Raw genomic sequence first — 20,478 nt, 5'->3', positions numbered from 1 at the left:
CACGTCTACAACAAAGACTCCAGATAACTTCTCGCTTTACGCATTGATTCAATCGGATCAGACTGACCTTCATATACGACTGAGAGGCAGCCGTTATAGCCGACACCCCGCAGGATGTCCAAGACGCGCGGGTAATCCAGCCATTCCTCAACACCGCTATCTATTTCATAAAACTTGGTTCGGACATAAACAGCATGCGGTGCTGTCTGTTCAATGCTGGCATAGCAGTCGTAGCCCGGATGTGAAGACCCGCGGTGTCCACTCGCGCCAGGAGACCCTGCATACTGACCGGTATCCAAAATGTGTGTGAAGTAAGGATGATCCGTTCCATTCAAAGCACGCAGGACGGCCTCACCGTCGCGTGTAACATTGTTGTGGTTGTGGTTCTGAAGTCCAACGAGAATCCCGGATTCATAACCGTACTCAGCGACCTCCTTGAAAGCTTCAATCATAGGTGGCCACAAAGTTTCCTCATCTTCACAATCTTCCGGCACATAGGCGGCAAACACTCGGACGATCGGGCAGCTCATAAAAGCCGCAACGTCGATCCACTGCTTGATGAGTGCAATTTGTTCCGGATGTTCAGCAACAGGCTTCCCAAAGTTATTGCTAACACCGATGTAACCTAACGGCAGCCCTTTCCGCATGAGATTCATTTTTAGGTTTCGTAGGTAGTCAGCGTCGGTGGATTCAAACGCGCTTGAATGCAGTTCGATAACGTCAAAACCGAGATCGTAGACTATTTGTGCGAAAGCAGTCGCAGTCGTATTTCTCACATTCAGAGACATGGTCCCCAATTTCATCATGAAAATTTTCTCCTTTTCGCCGAGTGGCGTACGAAATCATCTACTGGCGTTTTTCAAGTCTGGTTATTTACTGAATTGGAGTCTGATCCTCATGTTCTTGAAGCAGGGTCTTGGTCTGTTGATTCAAGGCTACAAAGAATTTCCGTAAGAGTTGTTGCAGGTCTTGGAGTCGCTGTCGATCCGCCTCAAGATATTGAATTCGCGAATCCATAGTTTCTAAGCGGGTCAGCCGATCAAGTACCTCTTGAATCAGTTCTTGCATTTCACGAAAATTTTGGTACTCGTTCTCTAATTGTTCAACCTTATCTACCGTTGACTCGAGATCTCTTTTTGTCTGTTTCAATTCTTGTTGTAGGTTTTGCGTGAAGGCGATGAGTTTCTCTAAGGTGTTGGTCGTTTTATAAACCTGCTGCTCTGAATTATGAACCTGCTGCTCTGAACGGTTATCCGGACTTATTTGTTCTGGAGGCTGCGTATCTTCGTCTGGAGTGTGTGACGTACCAAGTTCAGTTCCGGCGAGATTAGGCGACTCCGCATCTGAGGTTGCAAAGGTGCCTATTAATTTAATATGGTACGAAAACGATCTATACGGTTCTTTCCGCTCGGTGTATGTGACTTGCGCTTGGAGTTCTTCACCAACCCGCAGGGCTCTTAGACGACTATGTATATTCCGAATTACGACCTCGTTGTAGCCAAATGCGTCACTTTTTTTCGGGTTTAACTGTCGAAGGTATCGGTAGAGTTCAAATCCATCGGTGCTCTCTCGTTCTAATCCCTCCGCCGTCAACACACCGATGATTTCGGGGTTGTCAGGATCTTCCGGAGGTGCCTGTTCGTCAGGTATCACGATATCCAGGGGCACTTCTCCCTGAATAGTTTTCATCCCGATGATCCAATGCGTCGGTGATGTTTTACTGCAGTATGCAATGAAGTCGTAGTTAATTGCCATAAATTTTTCCCACGAATGTGTTTTTTCTTTAAGAGCGATCCTCTCTAATTTTCACGAACTATGCAGGGCCATTTAGTTTTCCGAAATTTTAGACTGTCGGTTCTACATTCTTCACTGTAGAAGCACGCTCCGAATAGCGACTTCCTTGACAAAAGCACCGGAAAACCGAAGTTGAAAGGCTCTGACGCACTATATTTGTAGTCTTGACATAACTTCTACGAACTTTGGAATACAAGAGGTGCCAGCACCTTCTACGGCGAAGGATGCGACACAGTGTGCGAAGTTAAGGGCTGCCTCTACTGAGCGGTTTTGATAATAGTTAATTAAAAAAGCGGCGGCGAAAACATCACCTGCCCCCGTCGGGTCTACCTCCGTAACAGGGTATGCCTCGGATTCAAACTGTGTGCCGTTTTGAAAAAGTGTTGCCCCTCGTGCGCCCTGCGTTAGCACAACAATAGGTGCTAAGCCAATATATTTCTCTAATTCATCGGGATAGCTCCGAAGGTCTTCATCGCTGAGGATTAGTACATCAATATAAGGTAAAATCTCTTTCGCTGTTTCCCACCGCTTTGCTGTGACTCTACCGTTGGCATCCCATTGCCGAAGCCAACCTTGTGGTGTTGCACCTATTAATGTGTCCGCGCTAAAACAGTGAACGACTTCAGCAGAAACTTCATCTGCGATCGGACACAAGTACGCGATATTGCTTCTACGCCATTCAGCAGGGACATCGTTCCCTTTGAGTTGCTGCGCGATTCCTAAGATAAATTGTTGTCTATGTCCCTTTTCGTCGTATTGGTTGTCAAAAATCGTTGTGTCAGGGGATTCATGATAAACCGTTTCTATTCCGTCTAACAACGAATTTCGCCGGTCAAAGTTGGCACCGACAGCCGTAACCGCGCGGGCACGGTGACCAAGGTTCCGCGCAGTCAATGTTGAGTATGAGGCGGATCCACCAAGAATGTAACCCTTTGGCGAGACATCGTAACAGAAGTGACCAATTGACAGAAAGGTTGTGGACTTTTGGGGGGATGTATTCATTTTAGTATAATTCAAAAACGGGTTCCATGTGTGCCCACCATTCGTCTGGTTGTGCTTCTGCCACCGGTTCTTGGAAAGTGCGCATCAATTCATCCCAGGCTTTACACTTTGGATTTTCTTCAAGATAGCGTGGAAAGTCGCGCTCTATATCAAATGTGTCAACAGTCTCCATCGCCATAAACAGACGGCACCCGAGCAGATAAATATTCATCTTTGTGATACCGACAGATTTCAACGCAGCGAGGACCTCAGGCCAGGCATCTCGGTGATATGCTTTGTATTTTTCTATAACGGACGGATCGTTTTTTAGGTTCAATGTTAGACCGTAGTGTTTCATTTTACTTTTTCCAGTGCTTTTCGGATGATTTCATCGTGATCAAACGCGAGTTTCGGTAGGTCCGTATTTGGAAACCATGCGGCTGCTGATGCATCAGAACCGGCTTTAACGTTTACTGTGGACTTTTCAATGACCGTAGCGTAGGCGATGGTAATCACCCGTCCACGTGGATCGCGGAACGTTGCCCCGAAAGCACCCACCTCAGTGAGTGTTACATCGGTAACCCCTGTTTCCTCTGCTAACTCGCGACGTGCCGAGGTCTCAAGAGATTCCTCCATCTCAATAAAACCGCCCGGTAGTGCCCAGTGCCCTTCAAAGGGTGGATGCTTACGTTGGATCAATAGCACATCCGAGGCATCGCCACTGAAAACAACGATGTCAACAGTAACGGCGGGACGTGGATAATCATAACAAAACATTATGCTTGTTTGAATGGAGCGATTTTTTAAATTAGCCTCCATCCATCCTAATTCTATAGGATACCAGATTTTTACATTTTCGTCAACTTTTTTTCTATACTTGAAATGAACATAGACGTAGTGGTATAATAATTCTCACTACGGACTTACAGGTGATGTGTTAGTGCATTATTGAGTTGGGGAACATGTAGAAATGAAAACTCTCTTTAAGAAGAATATCCCAAATGCTCTAATTATTTCTCTTGGGCTTCATATCTTCCTATTTCTTCTGCTTGGGACCTTGTATCGACACAGAACTGACTGGGATGCTAAGCCGGTTACTGAGATTGAGATCCTCAAGATCCACTCACGAAAGTCCCTGCATATAGACAGAAGACTCCCCCGTTTTTCCTTTCAACCCTCGGCATCCGCGGAGAATGTGCAGCAGATGAAGACTGTTAAGGTTGAACCCCCATCGCTTAAGACATCGGCAACACTTGTATCGTATCCAGATGCGACGGTCGAATTGCAGACACCGGAACTTTCCTCACCCGTCCCTTCAGACGAAGGTGCCTATGAGACAGGCTTACAGGCTAAACCTGTGGGTGGATCAGGCACCGGTGGCACTGGTGCTGGATTAAGTTCACGCGTCTCCGGGAATGGGAGGCTCGGAGGTGTTGGGCGCGGGTTCTTAGACGGAACAGGCGGTGAACCTCAGTCCAATCTTGAAGGACTTACGCTCCCGGACTTAGCCCTGACCAAGGTTGGCAAACATATCGTCGCAAACCGTAGCACTGATCTCGTTGATATCGTTTTTGTTGTTGATGGTAGTGGCAGTATGAAAAACGATATTGATGCTGTACGAGAACATCTCAATAATATGACGGGTCTCTTTGATAATGCCGGGATGGACTTCACTATTGGGGTCGTTGCCTTTCGCGCCGGTACCGGGTACGGTCTTCTCGGGTTGGACTTTGAGGTAATTCCGCAGACGCGCTCTATTTCTGAAGTTAAAAAAGTCTTGTCGCAATTGAAATTCCGGGGCGATGAGAATGGGTTGGACGCTCTGATTCGCGCCGCTGATGAGGTGAAATTCCGACGCGCCGCTGAAGTCCACTTTATTTTTGTCACAGATGAGTATGTAAGTGGCGCGTATTCCTCTATGGATGTGGTGATGAAGATGAAGACTTCCAGAATCAAAGTAGATGTTATCGGTCGTGATGAACCCTTCCAGAAATTCATAGCGAAAAGTACCGGTGGTTTATGGCTGCCGATTTCAAGTCTCACGGTCCAGTAACCCAATGGAGAGTCTTGATCGAAAGATTGCGGCTACAGACGATGGGGAAAAAGGATAAACACTACGCTCTCGGTTTAACGGTCCTTTTTCTCGCAGTCGGCGCGTTTACTGCGAGCCATCACGAGATGTGGCGCGATGAAATTCAGGCATGGCTTCTGGCGCGAGACAGCACCTCGATCTTTAATCTCTTCGCGAATCTGAAGTATGAGGGGCATCCAGGCTTGTGGCACCTCTGCCTCATGCCGCTGAGTCGAATCACACATTCCCCAGTCATGATGCAGATGCTCCATCTCCTGATTACGGGTGTTACCGTCTACCTTTTCGTTCGCTACGCGCCTTTCAACTGGTTCCAGAAACTTCTCTTCTGTTTCGGATATTTTGTCATCTATGAATACGCGATTGTCGCCCGAAACTACGCCCTTGGATTGCTGCTGATAACCGTCTTTTGTGTGCTTTTCAAGGCACGTTACAAACGTTTTATCTCGGTGGGTTGTGTGCTATTTCTGCTTGCGCATACGAGTGTCCATGCGTTGATCGTTGTCATAGCGATAGGCATTGCCCTCTGTTGCGAATACCTCTTTGGTGGTCGGTTTCTTAGACCTCTCAACGAAGAGATTGAAACTATAGAGAATAAGAGATCCATCTGGATCGGGTTCGCACTGATCGGTGTCGGCATTATTACAGCAGTTTTGCAACTCAATCCACCCTCGGATACAGGTTTCGCCGTTGCGTGGAATTTTAACTTTGAAGTGAAACGTGTGAACGATATTGCCAAGCTAATTTCCCGGGCGTATCTCCCAGTTACGAGACCTGGACTCGGTTTTTGGGGTTCAAACATATTAACAACTTACCCCTTCTTCCAAGCAATTCAAGTGCTGCTTTGCTATTTCCTGATGCTCTTCAGCGTGCTGTTATTTTTCAAACGACCGATTGCGTTGCTTACCTATCTCATCTCAACATTTGGGCTTTTGGCGTTTTTCTATGTCAAGTATCACGGCAGCATCCGGCATCACGGCTTTCTGTTCCTCGCATTTCTGATGTGCTGTTGGATTTACCGAGACTGTCCGGCGATCAATCTTGGTAAGGCTGAGCAGCAGGAGACAGGTTCAGCAATAGATCGGGTTTTAAGTATAGTAGGGACGGTGCTTGTAACATTGCTCCTGATCTGTCATGCGATCGGTGGTATTATAGCCGTCAGGATGGAGTACCGCCATGTTTTCTCTTATGGCAAACTGACAGCCGAATATATCAGGTCGCAAGGTATGCAAGACCTCCCGATGGTTGGCGAAATTGATTATGCTGCCAGTACAGTTGTCGGGTACTTAGAAAAACCTCGGCAAGTTTACTATCCACGCGGCAGCCGACTCGGTTCTTTTATCAGATGGGATAAGGCACGCACGCACGATGCTTCCAATGCCCTCGTTATTGAAGCAGCGAAAACATTGGGTGCCGAGAGAAATAAACAGGTGCTAATCATCTTGAACCGCGCTTTGGGTGATGAACTGGGTCAGCAGCATAATCTTACTTCCGTAGCCAAATTTACCGGTTCAGTTGTTGGTGATGAGGGTTTCTATCTCTATCTAATGCCTCCACCGTGACACAGTTCATAAGGTTGCGATGTAAACGATGGACAGAAAGGATAAACGCTACGCTCTTGTTTTAACATTCCTTTTTCTCACAGTTGGTGCGTTTACTGCAAGCCACCATGAGATGTGGCGCGATGAGATTCAGGCGTGGCTTCTGGCACGAGACAGCACTTCAATCTTTAATCTCTTCGCGAATCTCAAATATGAAGGCCATCCCGGTTTATGGCATCTCTGCCTCATGCCGCTGAGTCGTATAACACACTCACCTGTTATTATGCAGATGTTCCATCTCCTGATTACGGGTGTTACCGTCTACCTTTTCGTTCGCTACGCGCCTTTCAACTGGTTCCAGAAACTTCTCTTCTGTTTCGGATATTTTGTCATCTATGAATACGCGATTGTCGCCCGAAACTACGCCCTTGGGCTGCTGCTGATAACCGTCTTTTGTGTGCTTTTCAGGGAACGTTACAAACGCTTTATTTCGGTGGGTTGTGTGCTATTTCTGCTTGCGCATACAAGTGTCCATGCGTTGATCGTTGCCATAGCGATAGGCATCGCCCTCTGTTGCGAATACTTCTTTGGCGGTCGATTCTTTCAACCTCTTAACCAAGAGATTGAGGCTATAGAGAATAAAAGACCCATCTGGATCGGGTTCGCACTGATCGGTGTCGGCATTATTACAGCGGTTTTACAACTCAATCCGCCCTCGGATACAGGTTTCGCCGTTGCGTGGAATTTTAACTTTGAAGTGAAACGTGTGAATAATATTGTCAAATTGATTTCCGGTGCGTATTTCCCAGTTACCATACCCACACGCAGTTTTTGGGGTTCAAACATATTAATAACCGATCCCTTTTTCCAAGCAATTCAAGTGCTGCTTTGCTATTTCCTGATGCTCTTCAGTATGCTATTATTTTTTAAACGACCGACTGCGTTGCTTACCTATCTCATCTCGACATTTGGGCTTTTGACGTTTTTCTATGTCAAGTATCACGGCAGTATCCGACATCACGGTTTTCTGTTCCTTACGTTTCTGATGTGCTGTTGGATTTACCGAAACAGTTCTGCGGTCAATCTCGGTAAGGCTGAGCAACAGGATACGGATTCTCTGATAGATCGGGTTTTCAATAAGGCAGGGACGGTGTTTGTGACGGTGCTGCTTATCTGCCATGCGCTTGGTGGTATTACAGCCGTCAGAATGGAGCACCGCCATATTTTCTCGTACGGCAAACTCACAGCCGAATATATCAAGTCGCAAGGCATGCAGGACCATCCGATAGTTGCTGACAAGGATTCCGCTGCGAGCACTGTTGTCGGCTATCTACCGAAACGGCAGGTCTACTATCCACGCGGGAGTCGACTTGGCTCTTTTGTCAGATGGGACAAAGCGCGCTCCCACAGTGCGCCCAGTAAACTTATCGTTGAAGAAGCACTGAAGTTGAGTCGTCAGAATACTCAGGACGTGCTAATTATTTTGAATCGCTCTTTAAGTGCTAAACGGCGTGAACAGCACAATCTCACGTTCTTAGTTAAATTTACCGGTTCAACCGTTAGAGACGAAGGTTTCTATCTCTATTTAATGCCATCTCCTTGATACTAATGCTTGGCGTGCACACTTGCCGAGTCATAATACTCGGTGCTTTGCTGACCGCTGATTACTGACCGCTGATGGAACTGACAACTGAATGCCTCTACGCGCAAAACTTTTTCTTGACAGAATTTGCAATAAGTGTTAACCTATTAAAGGTTATTTTCTTAGAAATCGGAGAAGTTCCTGATACATGCCAAAACGGAAAAGAAAGCCCAAGAACATACCTACCTCGGACGTGAGCAACGAAGATGATATTGTGCTGCGCGAAACAACACCTTTGCAGCTGCGTTATTATGGTGACCCGGTCCTCCGCAAAAGAGCCGAACCGGTCCCCGAGATCGCAGAGGCAGAACGCCAACTCGCTGTACAGATGTTAGAGACGTTATACGCGACAGGCAACGGTATCGGACTTGCGGCAACACAAGTCGGCGTTTTGAGAAGGCTTATCATTGTTGACATAGGTGAAGAAGACGATGAGGCATACGAGCCTTTAGTGCTATTTAACCCGGAAATTCTGAGTTCTGAGGGAGAAATCGTCGCTGACGAAGGATGTCTCAGTATTCCTGATGTGACGGCGGAGGTGAAACGTCCCGAGAAGATTGTCATTGAGGGAATTGATGTCCAGAGCAAAGCAGTTCGCATTGAAGCCAATGGCTTGTTGGCGCGTGTGCTGCAACACGAAGTTGATCATCTTAACGGTGTGCTTTTTATTGACCGGATTAGTGGATTAAAACGGCAATTGCTGAAAGACGAATTGCTGAGAATACAACAAGCTGAACGCCCCACTTAATGCTAAAACCTGCGCACTGTCTGCGGAGGTAAATTTATGTTAAAACAGAAACTTGAACCTACCCTACAGGCGAAACTTGACCGACTTTATGCATGTCTGCGTGGTTATGAAAAGGTTATCGTCGCTTTCTCTGGTGGCGTTGATAGTACATTTCTCGCGGAGGCAGCACAGCATGCCTTAGCGGATAATGCACTCGCTGTGACCGCCATTTCTGACTCGTATCCGATCCGGGAAATGAGAGCCGCGCAAGATATTGCCAAACAGATCGGGATCCGCTTCGAGACCGTTCACACGCAAGAATTAGACCTTGAGGGGTACGCAAGCAACCCGACCAATCGCTGCTTTTTCTGTAAGACGGAGTTGTTCGATAAGCTGCGTCCCATCGCTGAAAAATATGATGTCGGAACGATCGTCTACGGCGCGATCCCAGACGATGTCGGCGACCATCGCCCCGGAATGGATGCCGCAAAGAGGATGGGTATCCAAGCCCCATTGATTGATGTCAACTTGGCGAAAGCAGAGATTCGCGAGATTTCAAAGGCGTGGGAGCTCCCGACATGGGATAAACCGGCGTTTGCCTGCCTCTCATCTCGGTTTCCTTACGGCATGCGTATCACTCGTGAGTTGCTACGACAGGTAGATGCCGCCGAGCAATTTCTCTACGATTTGGGGATTCGACAATTCCGTGTCCGACACCACGGTGACCTCGCCCGAATTGAGTTGGAGGCGCAGGAAATTTCGAGATTGCTTTCAAAAACCGTACGCCACGACATCAGTACACACTTTAAAACACTCGGATATTCTCATATCACGCTTGACTTGCAGGGGTATCGTTCTGGAAGCCTCAACGAGGGAGTCACGACTTCGTAATATCAGAAACCTGCAAGCAGTGGACTAACTAAAACATCGGAGGCACAGAAATGTACGACCTGAAAGGTGTTATAGCGGTTATAGTGGCATATCCGGTCCATATAATGAGTTTTGTGGGTTCTATTTTACTTCTTGGTCTTGTTCTACCAAGATGGCGGCGGCAGCGTAAGCAACCTCTGATTTCGACTGAACCCCTCTTTGGAAAGAAAGGGTTAACACAAAGCGAAAAAGCAGTCCTAACAGGAAAAATTCGGGACAGTGGTACCGAAAGCCTGAAGAAAAGTTTTGCAGGCAAAGCAAATCCTGTTTACGTAACATTAGTTATGATCTGTTTGATTTTGATCTTCTTTCTTGGAGTTTTTTGGGTGCTGCCCAAGCTGTAAAGAAAACTCATAAACCGTAAAAAATTTAACATGTCCAACCAACAAACACAACAACTTATCGGCGTAGATTCCTTCAGTTGGAAGAAATGGGATGCCTGCACGCACTGCGGGCTTTGTCTACCCACCTGTCCAACGTATCGAGAATTAGGTTTAGAAACGGATTCACCACGAGGTCGGCTATACCTCATGGGGAGTGCCTTCAAAGATGAGGATGCCACTCCACTCAGCGAAGAATGGTCAGAATACATCTACCGGTGTTTAGATTGTCGCGCATGCGAAACCGCTTGTCCTTCCGGGGTCCATTTCGGCGAACTTCTTGAACAGGCGCGTGCCATCTATGAACAGAATGCCCCCCGCTCAGCGGTTTATCGCTTCTGGACGAACCTCGTCTTCAAACAACTTCTGCCCAATAAAGAACGATTGGACCTAATCTTTGAGTTGATGTGGCTCTATCAGCGGCTCGGTATCCGATGGCTTGTCCAGAAAACAGGTATCCTGAAACTGATGGGACAACTCGGACAAATGGAATCGTTACTGCCGAAGATCCCACCGCCGCACCTAAAATATACAATACGGGACATTACACCCGCCGAAGGTGAAACCCGGTATCGTGTCGGATTCATACCGGGGTGTATTATGAATCAGGTTTTCACGGAGACGAATCTCGCAACTATTCGGGTCTTAGCACAGAACGGTTGCGAGGTCGTTACGCCACGAGAGCAGACCTGTTGTGGCGCGCTACACCTTCATAACGGCGTGCGAGATGTCGCTTCAGCTCTCGCTAAACAGAACATTGATGCATTTGAAGAGGAGAATTTAGACGCGATTATTATTAACTCTGCCGGTTGTGGGGCAACCCTTAAAGAATATGACGCACTCTTAGAAAACGATACCGCCTACGCGGCGAAAGCGGAACGTTTCAGTCATAAAATGCGTGACATCAGTGAATTCTTAGCCGAAATTGAGATGATACCACCGACAGGAAAAATCGAAAAGCGTGTTACTTATGATGAACCGTGTCATCTCCTTCACGGACAAAGTGTGAAGGTCCAGCCTCGTAAAGTCCTTGCGTCGATACCGGGGCTTGAGTTAATTGAGTTAACCGAATCCGAATGGTGCTGTGGAAGTGCAGGGATCTATAACATCACACAACCGGAACTTTCGCAAGAGATTTTGGAACGTAAGATGGCGCACATCGCTGAAACCGATGCGGATATCGTTGCAACGGGGAACCCAGGCTGCTTGCTCCAGATTCAACTCGGTATTCAGAAACATGGATTGTCTATGAAGGCGATGCATCCTGTGAATCTCTTAGACTATGCCTATCGTGGTATCGCCCCGGAGGATTTTTTGCCTGAGCAGTAGTGAAAGAAGTGTTCTATGTGAGAGAACGTCAATATAAGTTGTTTTGTGTTAAAATTAGCCGCGAAAACGTAGCCTGCATTCTCACTGCGAAGCAGGCGCGGGCGGATATACGGAAGAGACGCTTCAAATTCATCTGACCGAACTGCAAAGTAATTTAAAAAGAATGTTTTTATCAGATAAAGATATTATTGATTATATGGACAAAGGGAAGATTAAAATCTCCCCCGCGCCTGATTTGGAAACACAACTCGGTAGTTGTTCCATTGATTTCAGATTGAGCAATACTTTCCGTGTGTTTGAACATAGCAAGTACCCGTATATTGATCTCGGCACAGAGATTGATACCGACGATTTGATGCGGAAGGTTGATGTTCCTGATGGTGATGCTTTCACAATGCAACCGGGTGAGTTTGTCTTGGCAGCAACGCAGGAGAAACTTGAGTTGGCAGATGATGTGATGGCACGGCTTGAAGGCAGAAGTAGTTTGGGGAGGCTCGGCATTATTGTCCATAGTACTGCCGGTCTCTTTGACCCAGGCTGGATTGGTATTCCCACTTTGGAGTTAGGAAATCTTGGGCGTATGCCGGTCAAATTATACCCAGGTATGCGGATCTGTGCGTTTACCTTTGCGCGGCTTTCTTCACCTGCACGTGTACCGTATCAACTCAAACCGGCGAACAAATATGCCGGGCAGGACGGTCCTGAAACGAGCCGATTCGCCAGAGATATTGAATTCTCGGAGGAATAGCTCCAAAGTCGCGGTTTTGATGGATGTAGGGGGCTATGCGCAAAAAATGTGCAATGCTATGCCTAATAATTTAGCAAGATTTCGGAATTTTTGATATACGGCGTGACAAAACATCGTAACAGCAGACCATTTCACGCCACCTTTCCGTCTTAGGTCGCTGTAATTCGTAGGTTTACACGAAAATTTGTCTATTTTCGTCAATTAATGCTGTCCTATGTTTAATCACTGTTGATTGGCATAAATTTTGCTTACCTATTCGGTAAGACACTCGTCAAATGGTATGAGTTGCGCATTCAATTGACGAATCAAGGACATTTTTCTGAGTTATTGAAGCGGGATTTCAGGGAAGCCTCTGGACTTTTATGCCTCGTTTTCCTGTGCCGTTTCATCAGATTGTAGTCTCGGTCTCTGGATCGAGGAGTTTTGAGTTTTGATAGCAAATTTCGGCTCCCAAGTTATGCCGAAATAGGAGGATATGTGAATGACACCAAGTGAGGTGGTTGCACTTGCAAAAGAGAATGATATAAAGATCGTCGATCTCAAATTCATGGATCTGCCGGGCATGTGGCAACACTTTTCCATGATGGCAGAGGAGTTGACCGAAGACCTGTTTGAAGAAGGAGCAGGTTTTGATGGTTCGAGTATCCGTGGTTTCCAGGCGATTAACGAGAGCGACATGTTGCTCTTTCCGGATCCAACAACTGCGCTGATTGATCCAGTCTGCAAGGTGCCGACGCTCAGTATCACGTGTAACATTAAAGACCCAATCACATTGGAAAATTACACACGCGACGTACGGCATATCGCACAGAAGGCGGAAGCCTATCTACAGTCCACAGGGATTGCTGATACGAGTTTCTGGGGACCTGAAGCAGAATTCTATCTCCTGAATGATATCCGCTATGGACAGAACCAGAATTCTGGTTTCTATCATGTTGATTCCGTTGAAGGCAGTTGGAATTCGGGCCGCGAAGAGAATCCGAACCTCGGTTATAAACCGCGCTATAAAGAGGGTTACTTCCCAGTGCCGCCTTCAGATACGCTTCAAGACCTCCGTTCGGAGATCTGCCTTAAGCTCATGGAAGCTGGCGTTGATGTAGAAGTTCACCACCACGAAGTGGGAACCGCAGGTCAAGGTGAGATTGATATTCGCTTTGGTACCCTCACGGACACAGGCGATAAGCTTGCCCTATATAAGTACATCATCAAAAATATGGCGCGTGCGAACAATTTGGTCGCCACCTTTATGCCGAAACCGCTTTTCCAAGACAACGGTTCCGGGATGCACGTCCACCAGAGTCTCTGGAAAGATGGAAAGAATATCTTCTACGATCCACAGGGATATTCGCTTCTCAGTGAAGACGCTCTCTATTACATCGGTGGCTTGCTGACGCATGCCCGCTCGCTCTGTGCAATCATCGCGCCAACAACGAACTCTTACAAACGGTTGGTCCCAGGGTATGAAGCACCTGTGAACATCGCTTACTCGCAACGGAACCGTAGCGCATGTGTCCGTATTCCTGTCTACTCAAAGAGTGAGAAGGCGAAACGGGTTGAGTTCCGGACACCGGATCCATCTTGTAATCCTTACCTCGCTTTCAGCGCACTGCTCATGGCAGGGCTTGACGGTATACAGAACCGCATCCATCCGGGTGATCCGCTTGATAAAGACCTTTATGACCTCGAGCCGGAAGAGTTGGCAGACATTGAGTCCACGCCAGTCTCCCTCGGCGATTCCTTGGATGCCTTAGAGGAAGACCACGAATATCTCCTCAAGGGCGACGTGTTCACCCAAGATGTTTTGGATGTTTGGATTGATTATAAACGTGAAAATGAGGTCGATGCAATAAACATGCGGCCCCATCCGTATGAATTCTTCCTCTATCACGATATTTAGATCGTGTGAACGAGGTTTTGAGAACGCTCTATAGGGCGGATCGCGTATCCGCCCATCCTACTTGTATTATAACCTTGAGGGCAAAGATTGTAAGCCCTGATTAAGAAGTGGTTATCGGTTTTAATAGTTATCAGTTATCGGTTATCAGTTTTCAGTTAAGAGGTCTCTTGTAACTGACAACTGACAACTGACAACTATTCCTCTGATAACTGACAACTGTTCATTTTTCCCAAGGAGAACCGCATGAAAAAGCTAGAATGTATTATCCGCCCCTTCAAGTTGGAGGAGGTAAAAGAGGCACTCAGCAGTGTGGGTGTTCGGGGCATGACAGTCAGCGAAGTTCGTGGATTCGGGCGCAGCCGTGGGCATACCGAATTGTACCGCGGTAGCGAATACACGATCGAATTTGTCCCGAAATTAAAAATCGAAATCGTTGTCGCGGAAGAAAATGTTGACAAAGTCGTCGAAGCCGTGCAACAGGCTGCCTCCACCGGCAAGATCGGGGACGGCAAAATCTTCGTGCTGCCCATCGATGAAACTATCCGTATCCGTACAGGTGAAAGAGGGCCTGCCGCTGTTTAACTCTCTATTCTATTTTCCCCTGGAGGCGGGTCCCCATGCCCGTCTCTTTATTTTTTAAGGCATACTCCCGCTGCGCACTAATCCAATAACGAAGCCACGAGCGTTTCCATTGCTGCTACTGTTCCGACAGCCGGTAGGGATGACATTGCCGCCCAAGTTTCATAACCACCTTCCTCTGTCAACGCCTTGTCTGTGCAAATATAACCGATATACCCGTTCGCCAGGCTGACGAGGAACGTCGGATTCGCATTAGATACCGATTTGATGTTCATTCCCGTCTCAACGAATACCTCTCCGGGCAGTGCGACAATCGCCGCTTCACCGAGACGTATCACCTGAACAGGCGCGCTCATCTGCGCTGGTAACTTCGCCAGACGTTGGCATTCACGCGCATAGACATCAACCAGTGCCTGCGGTATCGGCTGCCCAACGACCCAACTAAATGGACCTGTCTCGTAGGCATCGTAAGTTCCTTGCGGCACGGACAGCACCTGCTCGGCAACTTCAAGATCTCCAGTGGTAATCTGTTTGGGTTGAAATGTCAGCGTGGCAAGGTTGCCACTGAGGTTGAGCGTGTCGTGCATCTCCATAAACTGCATTTCAGTGATAAAATGCCCCGCAAGGACGTTCGCCATTTTCACTGCTTGTCGATGTCCGCTCGCTGTCCATTTCGTCTGCCCACTGAAGTCGGTATTGTTAATCTGTCCCGATGCGGCGTTCCAGAGAAGTGAGATGCATGTATCCCCCAAATAGTGTTGCATGAGCCGGTCGAAATGCCCAAAATAGTCGGCGGAGAGGGCATTGCCGTTATCCGTACCGATGTAGTGGAGTGAAAAGTTAGCGACGGCGGAGATAGGCGTGCCGTCATCAGCTTCAACGAACATCATCGCTAACTCTGGATCAATTGTGCCGGTAGGTTCCACAAGATCTGGGTTATTGACACCAGGGTTAAAACGGACGGTACCATCTTTCATGTGCCACCGTCGATTAAAGGTGATACGTTCTTCATTGACACTGGCGAATCCTATGCGGGCAGGTTTGAGTCGCCACACTGCGAGTTCAACCGCATCGGCGATTTTCAGTGGCACCCATTCGGTGTAACCTGTATCCTCATCAACGCCGAGCAGATCGGCAACAGCGACGGCGGTATGGGTATGCGTCGCGTTCACCATAACGTGCGCTGCCGGGATGCCACACCTGTCAGCAATACGTGCTTTAGCTGCGTTTGCTACCTTCTCCGGTATAGCGATGAGATCGCATGTGACGATTGCGATACGCGTTGCCCCGTTATCGATGACAACGGCTTTTGCAAAGAGTTCATCATCAACATTTTCGGCGTATCTCGGTCGGAAACCTCCGGGTATCCTTGTACCGAGCGACGGTGTGATATTCGCGGTCGCGCTCCCTGCTTTAAGAGTTGTTTGCATTTTTTTAACTTTCCTTGCGGATAAACAACGGAATCTGAGGCTTTAACATTTTCCGTGTTTGAATCGCCCTCCACTTCGTTTCAGGCTTGGTTTTTGGTGTTCTTGATTGGGTTACTCTCCTTAATGCGAAACTTGTGAGGAATTAAGACTTATCTCAGCCAACTGGAACCGCACCAACAATTATTTTTTTCGTTCCGTCATGACTGTAACCTTGGAATACCACTTGGGGTTTCTGGTTTCCGATCAATACGAAACGGGTGAATGTCGAAAACGGTTTCGCTGTCCAAGGCAAGTTCGCTCATAATGCGTCCGACAAGAGAACAGAACTTAAAGCCGTGGCCTGAAAAACCTGCCGCAATCAGTAAATCTGGACAGTCGGGATGTGTGTCGATAATAAAGTCCTCATCGGGGGTTTCAGTATAGAGGCAGACCTCGGCGTGCGTGGTTTTTCCAAGTTCCGGAATGCGTTCCTGTATGTATGCATCTATATGGGCAATGTAGTCCGTGTCCGGTGTGCGTTCGCATGTATCCGGAGAAACGACTGGCCCCCTTCCGTGACGTGCCATCTTTACGCCAGAGCCAAATGCGGGGATGCCGTAGAGGAATTCGCCGTCTTCGGTTGCTTCTGTGAAGACTGGAAACCTGTCTGCTTGGAAACGGTTCATGTCTGTCGGTTGGTAGTAGCACACCTGCTGTTTTGTAACGGTGAAAGGAAGATTCAGTTCTGAGAAGAGTTTCCCTGTCCACGCACCTGCGGTTACAACGACCTTTCTACCGTGAAATTGTTCATTTTCGGTACGGACGGTTGGGACATCTGTCTGCCAATTAATGTCGGTTACGGTGGTATCTTCTCGGACTGTTGCACCGTGCTGTTCAGCCAATTGCAAGTGCATAGCGACACACTCGGAAGCATGAAGGAAACCGGTGTCTTTCTGATAGAGGATGTCCATATCCTTCGACACTCGGAATTGCGGAAAACGTTCCCTCAATTGCGCCGCACTCCACCACTCGGATTCAACGCCAGCGGTATCTAAACTCTGCCGCGCAGCGCGTCCGTACGGATTCCCGCTGACACCGAGACACACGCTCCCTGTGATGAACAGCAGCGGTTTCCCCGATACGGATTCAAGATCACGCCATTCAGCGTAGGCGGTTTTCATCAATTCAGTGTAGAAAACTTTATCATAGAAGAAACGGATAATGCGGGTTGGGCCATGCGAACTACCGAATGTGTGTCCGCGTTGAAACTGTTCTAAAACGAGCACATTGGCACCCGATTTAGCGAGATGATATGCGGTCGCGCTGCCCATCCCGCCAGCACCGATGACGATTACATCGTAGATGTGAGCGTTCATGTTATTCCTTGTTTACTCTTGCTTTGGGTACCCGTAAAATTTCCGTAGGTTAGGTTGAACGGATGCCACCAAAGCCGTGAAGGTCATAGAAAAACGGAGTTTTCTTCATACACGTCCATCAACCAGAGATCGAGTGAAACCCAACGCTTTGTTGTGAGCTGCTGGGAACTCTGACGGTATGAAGTTGGGTTTCACTATGTTCTTGCGTCCATATCCCGACTATTGGATTTGAAGTGTGTTTGAAACACCAACATCTGCTCTCTTAACACCGTTCTACCCAACCTACGGGTGTACTACCCATGAAGTGGAAAAGGATTTGGCACAGTCGTGAAATTCTGGTAGCGATCTTCACCGCGCAGCAGAATCGGTTTCCAAGGACGTTTCAATGAATTATCCTCTGCCTGCCTCACTGACGGGTCTATGTAGCGAACGGTTAAACCGCATCGCCTGCGGGTCGAGTGATTCGGGAGACTGCCGTGTATCATTTGCCCGTGGTGGATGGACATTTCACCCGCTTTCAACACCAAATCAAATGCGGTTTCTGCTTCCGCTTCGGTAACAGGTACTTCCTGATTGATACTCAGTAGGTTGCCTTCTTGTTCAGATTTTCCGTGTTCTTGTATGCCACGCTGATGGCTGCCGGGGATCACCTGCATGCAGCCGTTGCCTGTGTCGCTGTCGTCTATGGCGTACCAAGCGGTAATCGCATCTGGGGGTTCAAGTCCCCAATACGTTACATCTTGATGCCATGCGACGAACTTCTCACGAGGTCCGTATTTACAGAAAAAATGCGTCGCTAACAACATCACGTCGGGACCGATGAGTGCCTCAATGACATCTACGATCTTCGGGTGTGTGGCGAGTTCCCAGATAAATTGATAGTCGAAATGCCAGTCAATGAGACCGATTTCGCATTTTTCTTTGCCAACTTCTGCTTCTAATGCATTGTAAGCACCCTGGTAGCGTGTTGCTTCAGTTTCGTCGGCAATGTGGATACCGGTCAAGAATCCGTCTTTTTGGTAGTTTTCGAGGAGTTGTCCGTTTGTCGTTTCCATGAGATATCCTCTTTTAAGGGAGTTTCGGAAGTTCGCACTGTCGAAACCATTGTGAATCTTCCGGTGGTGATTCATTCGGATTTTTCATCGTCTCAAAGGTCTTCAAGGCAGGTGATACTGTCTCTGTCCATATCTGTTCGACTTCCTGAAAGGTTACAGGGCAGCGTTCAGAAATATCCAGTTCTGCGTAATCAGCCAGCAACGCTTTCATCTTTTCGCCAAGCCATTTGACTTCATCGTTCACCATACGTTCTCCAATGCGCCGATCTGAGTCAGGAGCGTTTGCTCCCATCGCAAAGTGTGGTCCTTCTGCATCCGCAGCAGGCATCCGCGACATATCAACGCATTCCGGTTCCAATGCCCAGAGGAGCGAAGTTTCAACTCTGCCAGCGTGATCGCCACCGTTACCCTGACGATCAAACCCGGGTGTATTCGCCTCGAAGTCAGGCAGTCCATAAAGTCGCATAGCGAAGTACGGTTGGATTAAAGATAAAAGGGTCTTGAGGTCCTGCCAATTCGGTCCGTAGTGTCCGGTGAGAAAGATAGCAGCGTGGAATCCGAGTGCATCAGCAGCGCGGGCGTGATAACACACATTTTTGAAGTGTTGCCACGTTGGCATGGCAGTGAGCCAGCTCCGTGCTTCGCCGACATTCTGATGTGCCCAATTCGCATACATGCCGTGTTCGTGGATGTGCCAATAGTCAGGCGGCGCGACGATACCACCGTGCGTATGTGCCGCACGGCAAGCAATCGCGTGTGCTTTCAGCGCATCCAGTCCGACCGTATTTTGTGGTCCATGCGGTTCGCAGAGTCCATAGGTGAAATAGACGGCGGGACATTCGTTGAACGCGGCTTCTAATTCGTCAGGGAACATCCGTTCCCAGCGTACCTCTTTTCGCATACAGATTCCCTTTTGAGTGGTTGTCAGTTATCAATAGTTTCCAGTTATCAGTTAAAAAGGTTTCGGTTAAAGGATGATGGCTTTCGTTTGAAAATCATCTCTTACTGGCAACTGACAACTGATGACTAATATACCATATTCAAGGTTTTACAGATTTTTTTGGCACCGGTAAGGCGGGGTTGCAGTTCAAATGCCATTTTCAGAACAGTTCGCGCTTCTGGAAATTGGTCGATCTCAACATAAAATTCGGCTATTTTTTTGTACATCCATGCAGTTTCTCGTTTGGGAAGTTTTAGGGCGCGAATTTTCGTCAACGGAATGTGACTCGTTTCCTCGTAACCTTTAACACTAAAATGATAAAGATAAATGAATTTGAGGCGTTCTTTAACTTCTCGAATGAAGTGCTTGAAACACGGACGTCTTGATTCAGCAGACAACAGAGACTCAAACATTAGCATTGCTTGCTCAATTTTTCGGTGCCGCTCAAGGGTGGAAGACGCGTCTCCATTGGAAAATCCAAGTTTCTGATAGGCTTCGGCGATGAGAAACTCGCAATCACGGCTCTCTTCGTAACTGAGGAATTCGTCAATACACCACTCTTCCCCGATTTCTTGGGAGTGATGGCGTAGCTGCTCATACATAGAAACACCGGTTTCATAATTTTGATGGAGCAGCGCATGCAACAGCAATTCTAACTTGGCATAGTTCTGGTCAAGTCTACTCAGTCTGTCGAAATACGCGCCGTTTGATTTCTGCTGCCGTTCAATCGTCTGTAGCGTCCGGTCGTAATCAGATTTCTGTTTCTCATCGTGGAGCGTGTTATAGGCATTACAGACTTCGCGAAACATCTTTTCTGCAAAAGCGGTCTGCTCCGGATTTTTATCAGGATGGTAGCGTTTTGCGAGTTTCCGATAGGCACTCTTTATTTCGTGGGCGGTGGCGTTCCGCTTGATCTCTAAGATTTGATAGTAGTCTGGAATTTGCATTATGGATACGAATTCTTAATAGATATGCTATTATAATTCCATACATTCCAGAATTTGTCCAGAGCCATTCAGTTTTCATAATGTACTTTTTTCATGAGTTGAAGAGCTTGCCAA

Annotated in this window: 20 protein-coding genes; 10 read left to right on the top strand and 10 right to left on the bottom strand. The window is 47.7% G+C overall.

The features are described from left to right. Nucleotides 1–5: 5 nt before the first annotated feature. From OXH00_26345 to OXH00_26325, 5 genes are all read right to left on the bottom strand, one after another. Nucleotides 6–806 (bottom strand): TIM barrel protein, encoded by an 801-nt coding sequence (locus tag OXH00_26345; protein MCY3744553.1) that lies wholly within the window; start codon nt 804–806, stop codon nt 6–8. Between the two features lie 67 nt (nt 807–873). Then, on the bottom strand, nt 874–1,755 hold the full coding sequence (locus OXH00_26340) for a hypothetical protein (protein MCY3744552.1): 882 nt from the start codon (nt 1,753–1,755) through the stop codon (nt 874–876). Between the two features lie 189 nt (nt 1,756–1,944). Continuing rightward, nucleotides 1,945–2,796 (bottom strand): PfkB family carbohydrate kinase, encoded by an 852-nt coding sequence (locus OXH00_26335; GenBank protein ID MCY3744551.1) that lies wholly within the window; start codon nt 2,794–2,796, stop codon nt 1,945–1,947. 1 nt (nt 2,797) lies between these two features. Further along, entirely contained in the window at nt 2,798–3,133 is a 336-nt protein-coding gene (locus OXH00_26330) for an L-rhamnose mutarotase (protein ID MCY3744550.1), read from the bottom strand. After that, on the bottom strand, nt 3,130–3,552 hold the full coding sequence (locus OXH00_26325) for an NUDIX hydrolase (GenBank protein ID MCY3744549.1): 423 nt from the start codon (nt 3,550–3,552) through the stop codon (nt 3,130–3,132). Before OXH00_26325 ends, OXH00_26330 begins: the two co-directional genes overlap by 4 nt. Nucleotides 3,553–3,745: 193 nt before the next feature. Between OXH00_26325 and OXH00_26320 the strand changes: the two genes are divergently transcribed. The 10 genes from OXH00_26320 to OXH00_26275 all read left to right on the top strand — a co-directional run bounded on the left by OXH00_26320 (nt 3,746) and on the right by OXH00_26275 (nt 14,640). Next, complete coding sequence (locus tag OXH00_26320) at nt 3,746–4,828, top strand: VWA domain-containing protein (protein ID MCY3744548.1); 1,083 nt, start codon at nt 3,746–3,748, stop codon at nt 4,826–4,828. 14 nt (nt 4,829–4,842) lie between these two features. Beyond that, nucleotides 4,843–6,426, top strand: coding sequence for a hypothetical protein (locus OXH00_26315; GenBank protein ID MCY3744547.1), 1,584 nt, complete (start codon nt 4,843–4,845; stop codon nt 6,424–6,426). A 28-nt stretch (nt 6,427–6,454) separates the two neighbouring features. Next, on the top strand, nt 6,455–8,008 hold the full coding sequence (locus tag OXH00_26310) for a hypothetical protein (protein MCY3744546.1): 1,554 nt from the start codon (nt 6,455–6,457) through the stop codon (nt 8,006–8,008). A gap of 187 nt (nt 8,009–8,195) precedes the next feature. Continuing rightward, nucleotides 8,196–8,795 (top strand): peptide deformylase, encoded by a 600-nt coding sequence (gene def, locus OXH00_26305; protein ID MCY3744545.1) that lies wholly within the window; start codon nt 8,196–8,198, stop codon nt 8,793–8,795. A 36-nt stretch (nt 8,796–8,831) separates the two neighbouring features. After that, a complete protein-coding gene (gene larE / locus OXH00_26300; protein MCY3744544.1) occupies nt 8,832–9,665 on the top strand; it encodes an ATP-dependent sacrificial sulfur transferase LarE in 834 nt (277 codons plus the stop codon). Between the two features lie 50 nt (nt 9,666–9,715). Continuing rightward, nucleotides 9,716–10,048 (top strand): hypothetical protein, encoded by a 333-nt coding sequence (locus tag OXH00_26295; GenBank protein ID MCY3744543.1) that lies wholly within the window; start codon nt 9,716–9,718, stop codon nt 10,046–10,048. 30 nt (nt 10,049–10,078) lie between these two features. Continuing rightward, on the top strand, nt 10,079–11,413 hold the full coding sequence (locus OXH00_26290; GenBank protein ID MCY3744542.1) for a (Fe-S)-binding protein: 1,335 nt from the start codon (nt 10,079–10,081) through the stop codon (nt 11,411–11,413). Nucleotides 11,414–11,576: 163 nt separating this feature from the next. After that, complete coding sequence (dcd, locus tag OXH00_26285) at nt 11,577–12,161, top strand: dCTP deaminase (protein MCY3744541.1); 585 nt, start codon at nt 11,577–11,579, stop codon at nt 12,159–12,161. Between the two features lie 481 nt (nt 12,162–12,642). Beyond that, nucleotides 12,643–14,058 (top strand): type I glutamate--ammonia ligase, encoded by a 1,416-nt coding sequence (gene glnA, locus OXH00_26280; protein MCY3744540.1) that lies wholly within the window; start codon nt 12,643–12,645, stop codon nt 14,056–14,058. A 243-nt stretch (nt 14,059–14,301) separates the two neighbouring features. Next, entirely contained in the window at nt 14,302–14,640 is a 339-nt protein-coding gene (locus OXH00_26275) for a P-II family nitrogen regulator (GenBank protein MCY3744539.1), read from the top strand. A 77-nt stretch (nt 14,641–14,717) separates the two neighbouring features. On the opposite strand, the gene OXH00_26270 is transcribed toward OXH00_26275, so the two are convergent. The 5 genes from OXH00_26270 to OXH00_26250 form a co-directional block, all read right to left on the bottom strand. Beyond that, nucleotides 14,718–16,067, bottom strand: coding sequence for a hypothetical protein (locus OXH00_26270; GenBank protein ID MCY3744538.1), 1,350 nt, complete (start codon nt 16,065–16,067; stop codon nt 14,718–14,720). Nucleotides 16,068–16,264: 197 nt separating this feature from the next. Beyond that, nucleotides 16,265–17,422 carry an N-methyl-L-tryptophan oxidase gene (gene solA / locus OXH00_26265; protein MCY3744537.1) on the bottom strand — a complete coding sequence of 386 codons (1,158 nt, stop codon included), beginning with the start codon at nt 17,420–17,422 and terminating at the stop codon, nt 16,265–16,267. 293 nt (nt 17,423–17,715) lie between these two features. Further along, nucleotides 17,716–18,477 carry a phytanoyl-CoA dioxygenase family protein gene (locus tag OXH00_26260; GenBank protein ID MCY3744536.1) on the bottom strand — a complete coding sequence of 254 codons (762 nt, stop codon included), beginning with the start codon at nt 18,475–18,477 and terminating at the stop codon, nt 17,716–17,718. Between the two features lie 13 nt (nt 18,478–18,490). Beyond that, nucleotides 18,491–19,378 carry a creatininase family protein gene (locus OXH00_26255; GenBank protein ID MCY3744535.1) on the bottom strand — a complete coding sequence of 296 codons (888 nt, stop codon included), beginning with the start codon at nt 19,376–19,378 and terminating at the stop codon, nt 18,491–18,493. 125 nt (nt 19,379–19,503) lie between these two features. Beyond that, entirely contained in the window at nt 19,504–20,364 is an 861-nt protein-coding gene (locus OXH00_26250) for a DnaJ domain-containing protein (GenBank protein ID MCY3744534.1), read from the bottom strand. Nucleotides 20,365–20,478: the final 114 nt, after the last annotated feature.

Source organism: Candidatus Poribacteria bacterium, from assembly GCA_026706025.1.
In the GTDB taxonomy this organism is placed as follows: domain Bacteria; phylum Poribacteria; class WGA-4E; order WGA-4E; family WGA-3G; genus WGA-3G.
The sequence above is the reverse complement of the archived record's forward strand: the minus strand, read 5'-3'. Positions and strand labels throughout refer to the sequence as shown.

Bases quoted from the DNA above. Each gene is read 5' to 3' on its own strand.
- larE (MCY3744544.1), top strand. From the start codon at position 8,832: ATGTTAAAACAGAAACTTGAACCTACCCTACAGGCGAAACTTGACCGA.
- dcd (MCY3744541.1), top strand. From the start codon at position 11,577: ATGTTTTTATCAGATAAAGATATTATTGATTATATGGACAAAGGGAAG.
- OXH00_26320 (MCY3744548.1), top strand. From the start codon at position 3,746: ATGAAAACTCTCTTTAAGAAGAATATCCCAAATGCTCTAATTATTTCT.
- OXH00_26330 (MCY3744550.1), bottom strand. From the start codon at position 3,133: ATGAAACACTACGGTCTAACATTGAACCTAAAAAACGATCCGTCCGTT.
- OXH00_26255 (MCY3744535.1), bottom strand. From the start codon at position 19,378: ATGCGAAAAGAGGTACGCTGGGAACGGATGTTCCCTGACGAATTAGAA.
- OXH00_26310 (MCY3744546.1), top strand. From the start codon at position 6,455: ATGGACAGAAAGGATAAACGCTACGCTCTTGTTTTAACATTCCTTTTT.
- OXH00_26340 (MCY3744552.1), bottom strand. From the start codon at position 1,755: ATGGCAATTAACTACGACTTCATTGCATACTGCAGTAAAACATCACCG.
- solA (MCY3744537.1), bottom strand. From the start codon at position 17,422: ATGAACGCTCACATCTACGATGTAATCGTCATCGGTGCTGGCGGGATG.
- OXH00_26270 (MCY3744538.1), bottom strand. From the start codon at position 16,067: ATGCAAACAACTCTTAAAGCAGGGAGCGCGACCGCGAATATCACACCG.
- glnA (MCY3744540.1), top strand. From the start codon at position 12,643: ATGACACCAAGTGAGGTGGTTGCACTTGCAAAAGAGAATGATATAAAG.
- def (MCY3744545.1), top strand. From the start codon at position 8,196: ATGCCAAAACGGAAAAGAAAGCCCAAGAACATACCTACCTCGGACGTG.
- OXH00_26335 (MCY3744551.1), bottom strand. From the start codon at position 2,796: ATGAATACATCCCCCCAAAAGTCCACAACCTTTCTGTCAATTGGTCAC.
- OXH00_26345 (MCY3744553.1), bottom strand. From the start codon at position 806: ATGATGAAATTGGGGACCATGTCTCTGAATGTGAGAAATACGACTGCG.
- OXH00_26295 (MCY3744543.1), top strand. From the start codon at position 9,716: ATGTACGACCTGAAAGGTGTTATAGCGGTTATAGTGGCATATCCGGTC.
- OXH00_26250 (MCY3744534.1), bottom strand. From the start codon at position 20,364: ATGCAAATTCCAGACTACTATCAAATCTTAGAGATCAAGCGGAACGCC.
- OXH00_26260 (MCY3744536.1), bottom strand. From the start codon at position 18,477: ATGGAAACGACAAACGGACAACTCCTCGAAAACTACCAAAAAGACGGA.
- OXH00_26325 (MCY3744549.1), bottom strand. From the start codon at position 3,552: ATGTTTTGTTATGATTATCCACGTCCCGCCGTTACTGTTGACATCGTT.
- OXH00_26290 (MCY3744542.1), top strand. From the start codon at position 10,079: ATGTCCAACCAACAAACACAACAACTTATCGGCGTAGATTCCTTCAGT.
- OXH00_26275 (MCY3744539.1), top strand. From the start codon at position 14,302: ATGAAAAAGCTAGAATGTATTATCCGCCCCTTCAAGTTGGAGGAGGTA.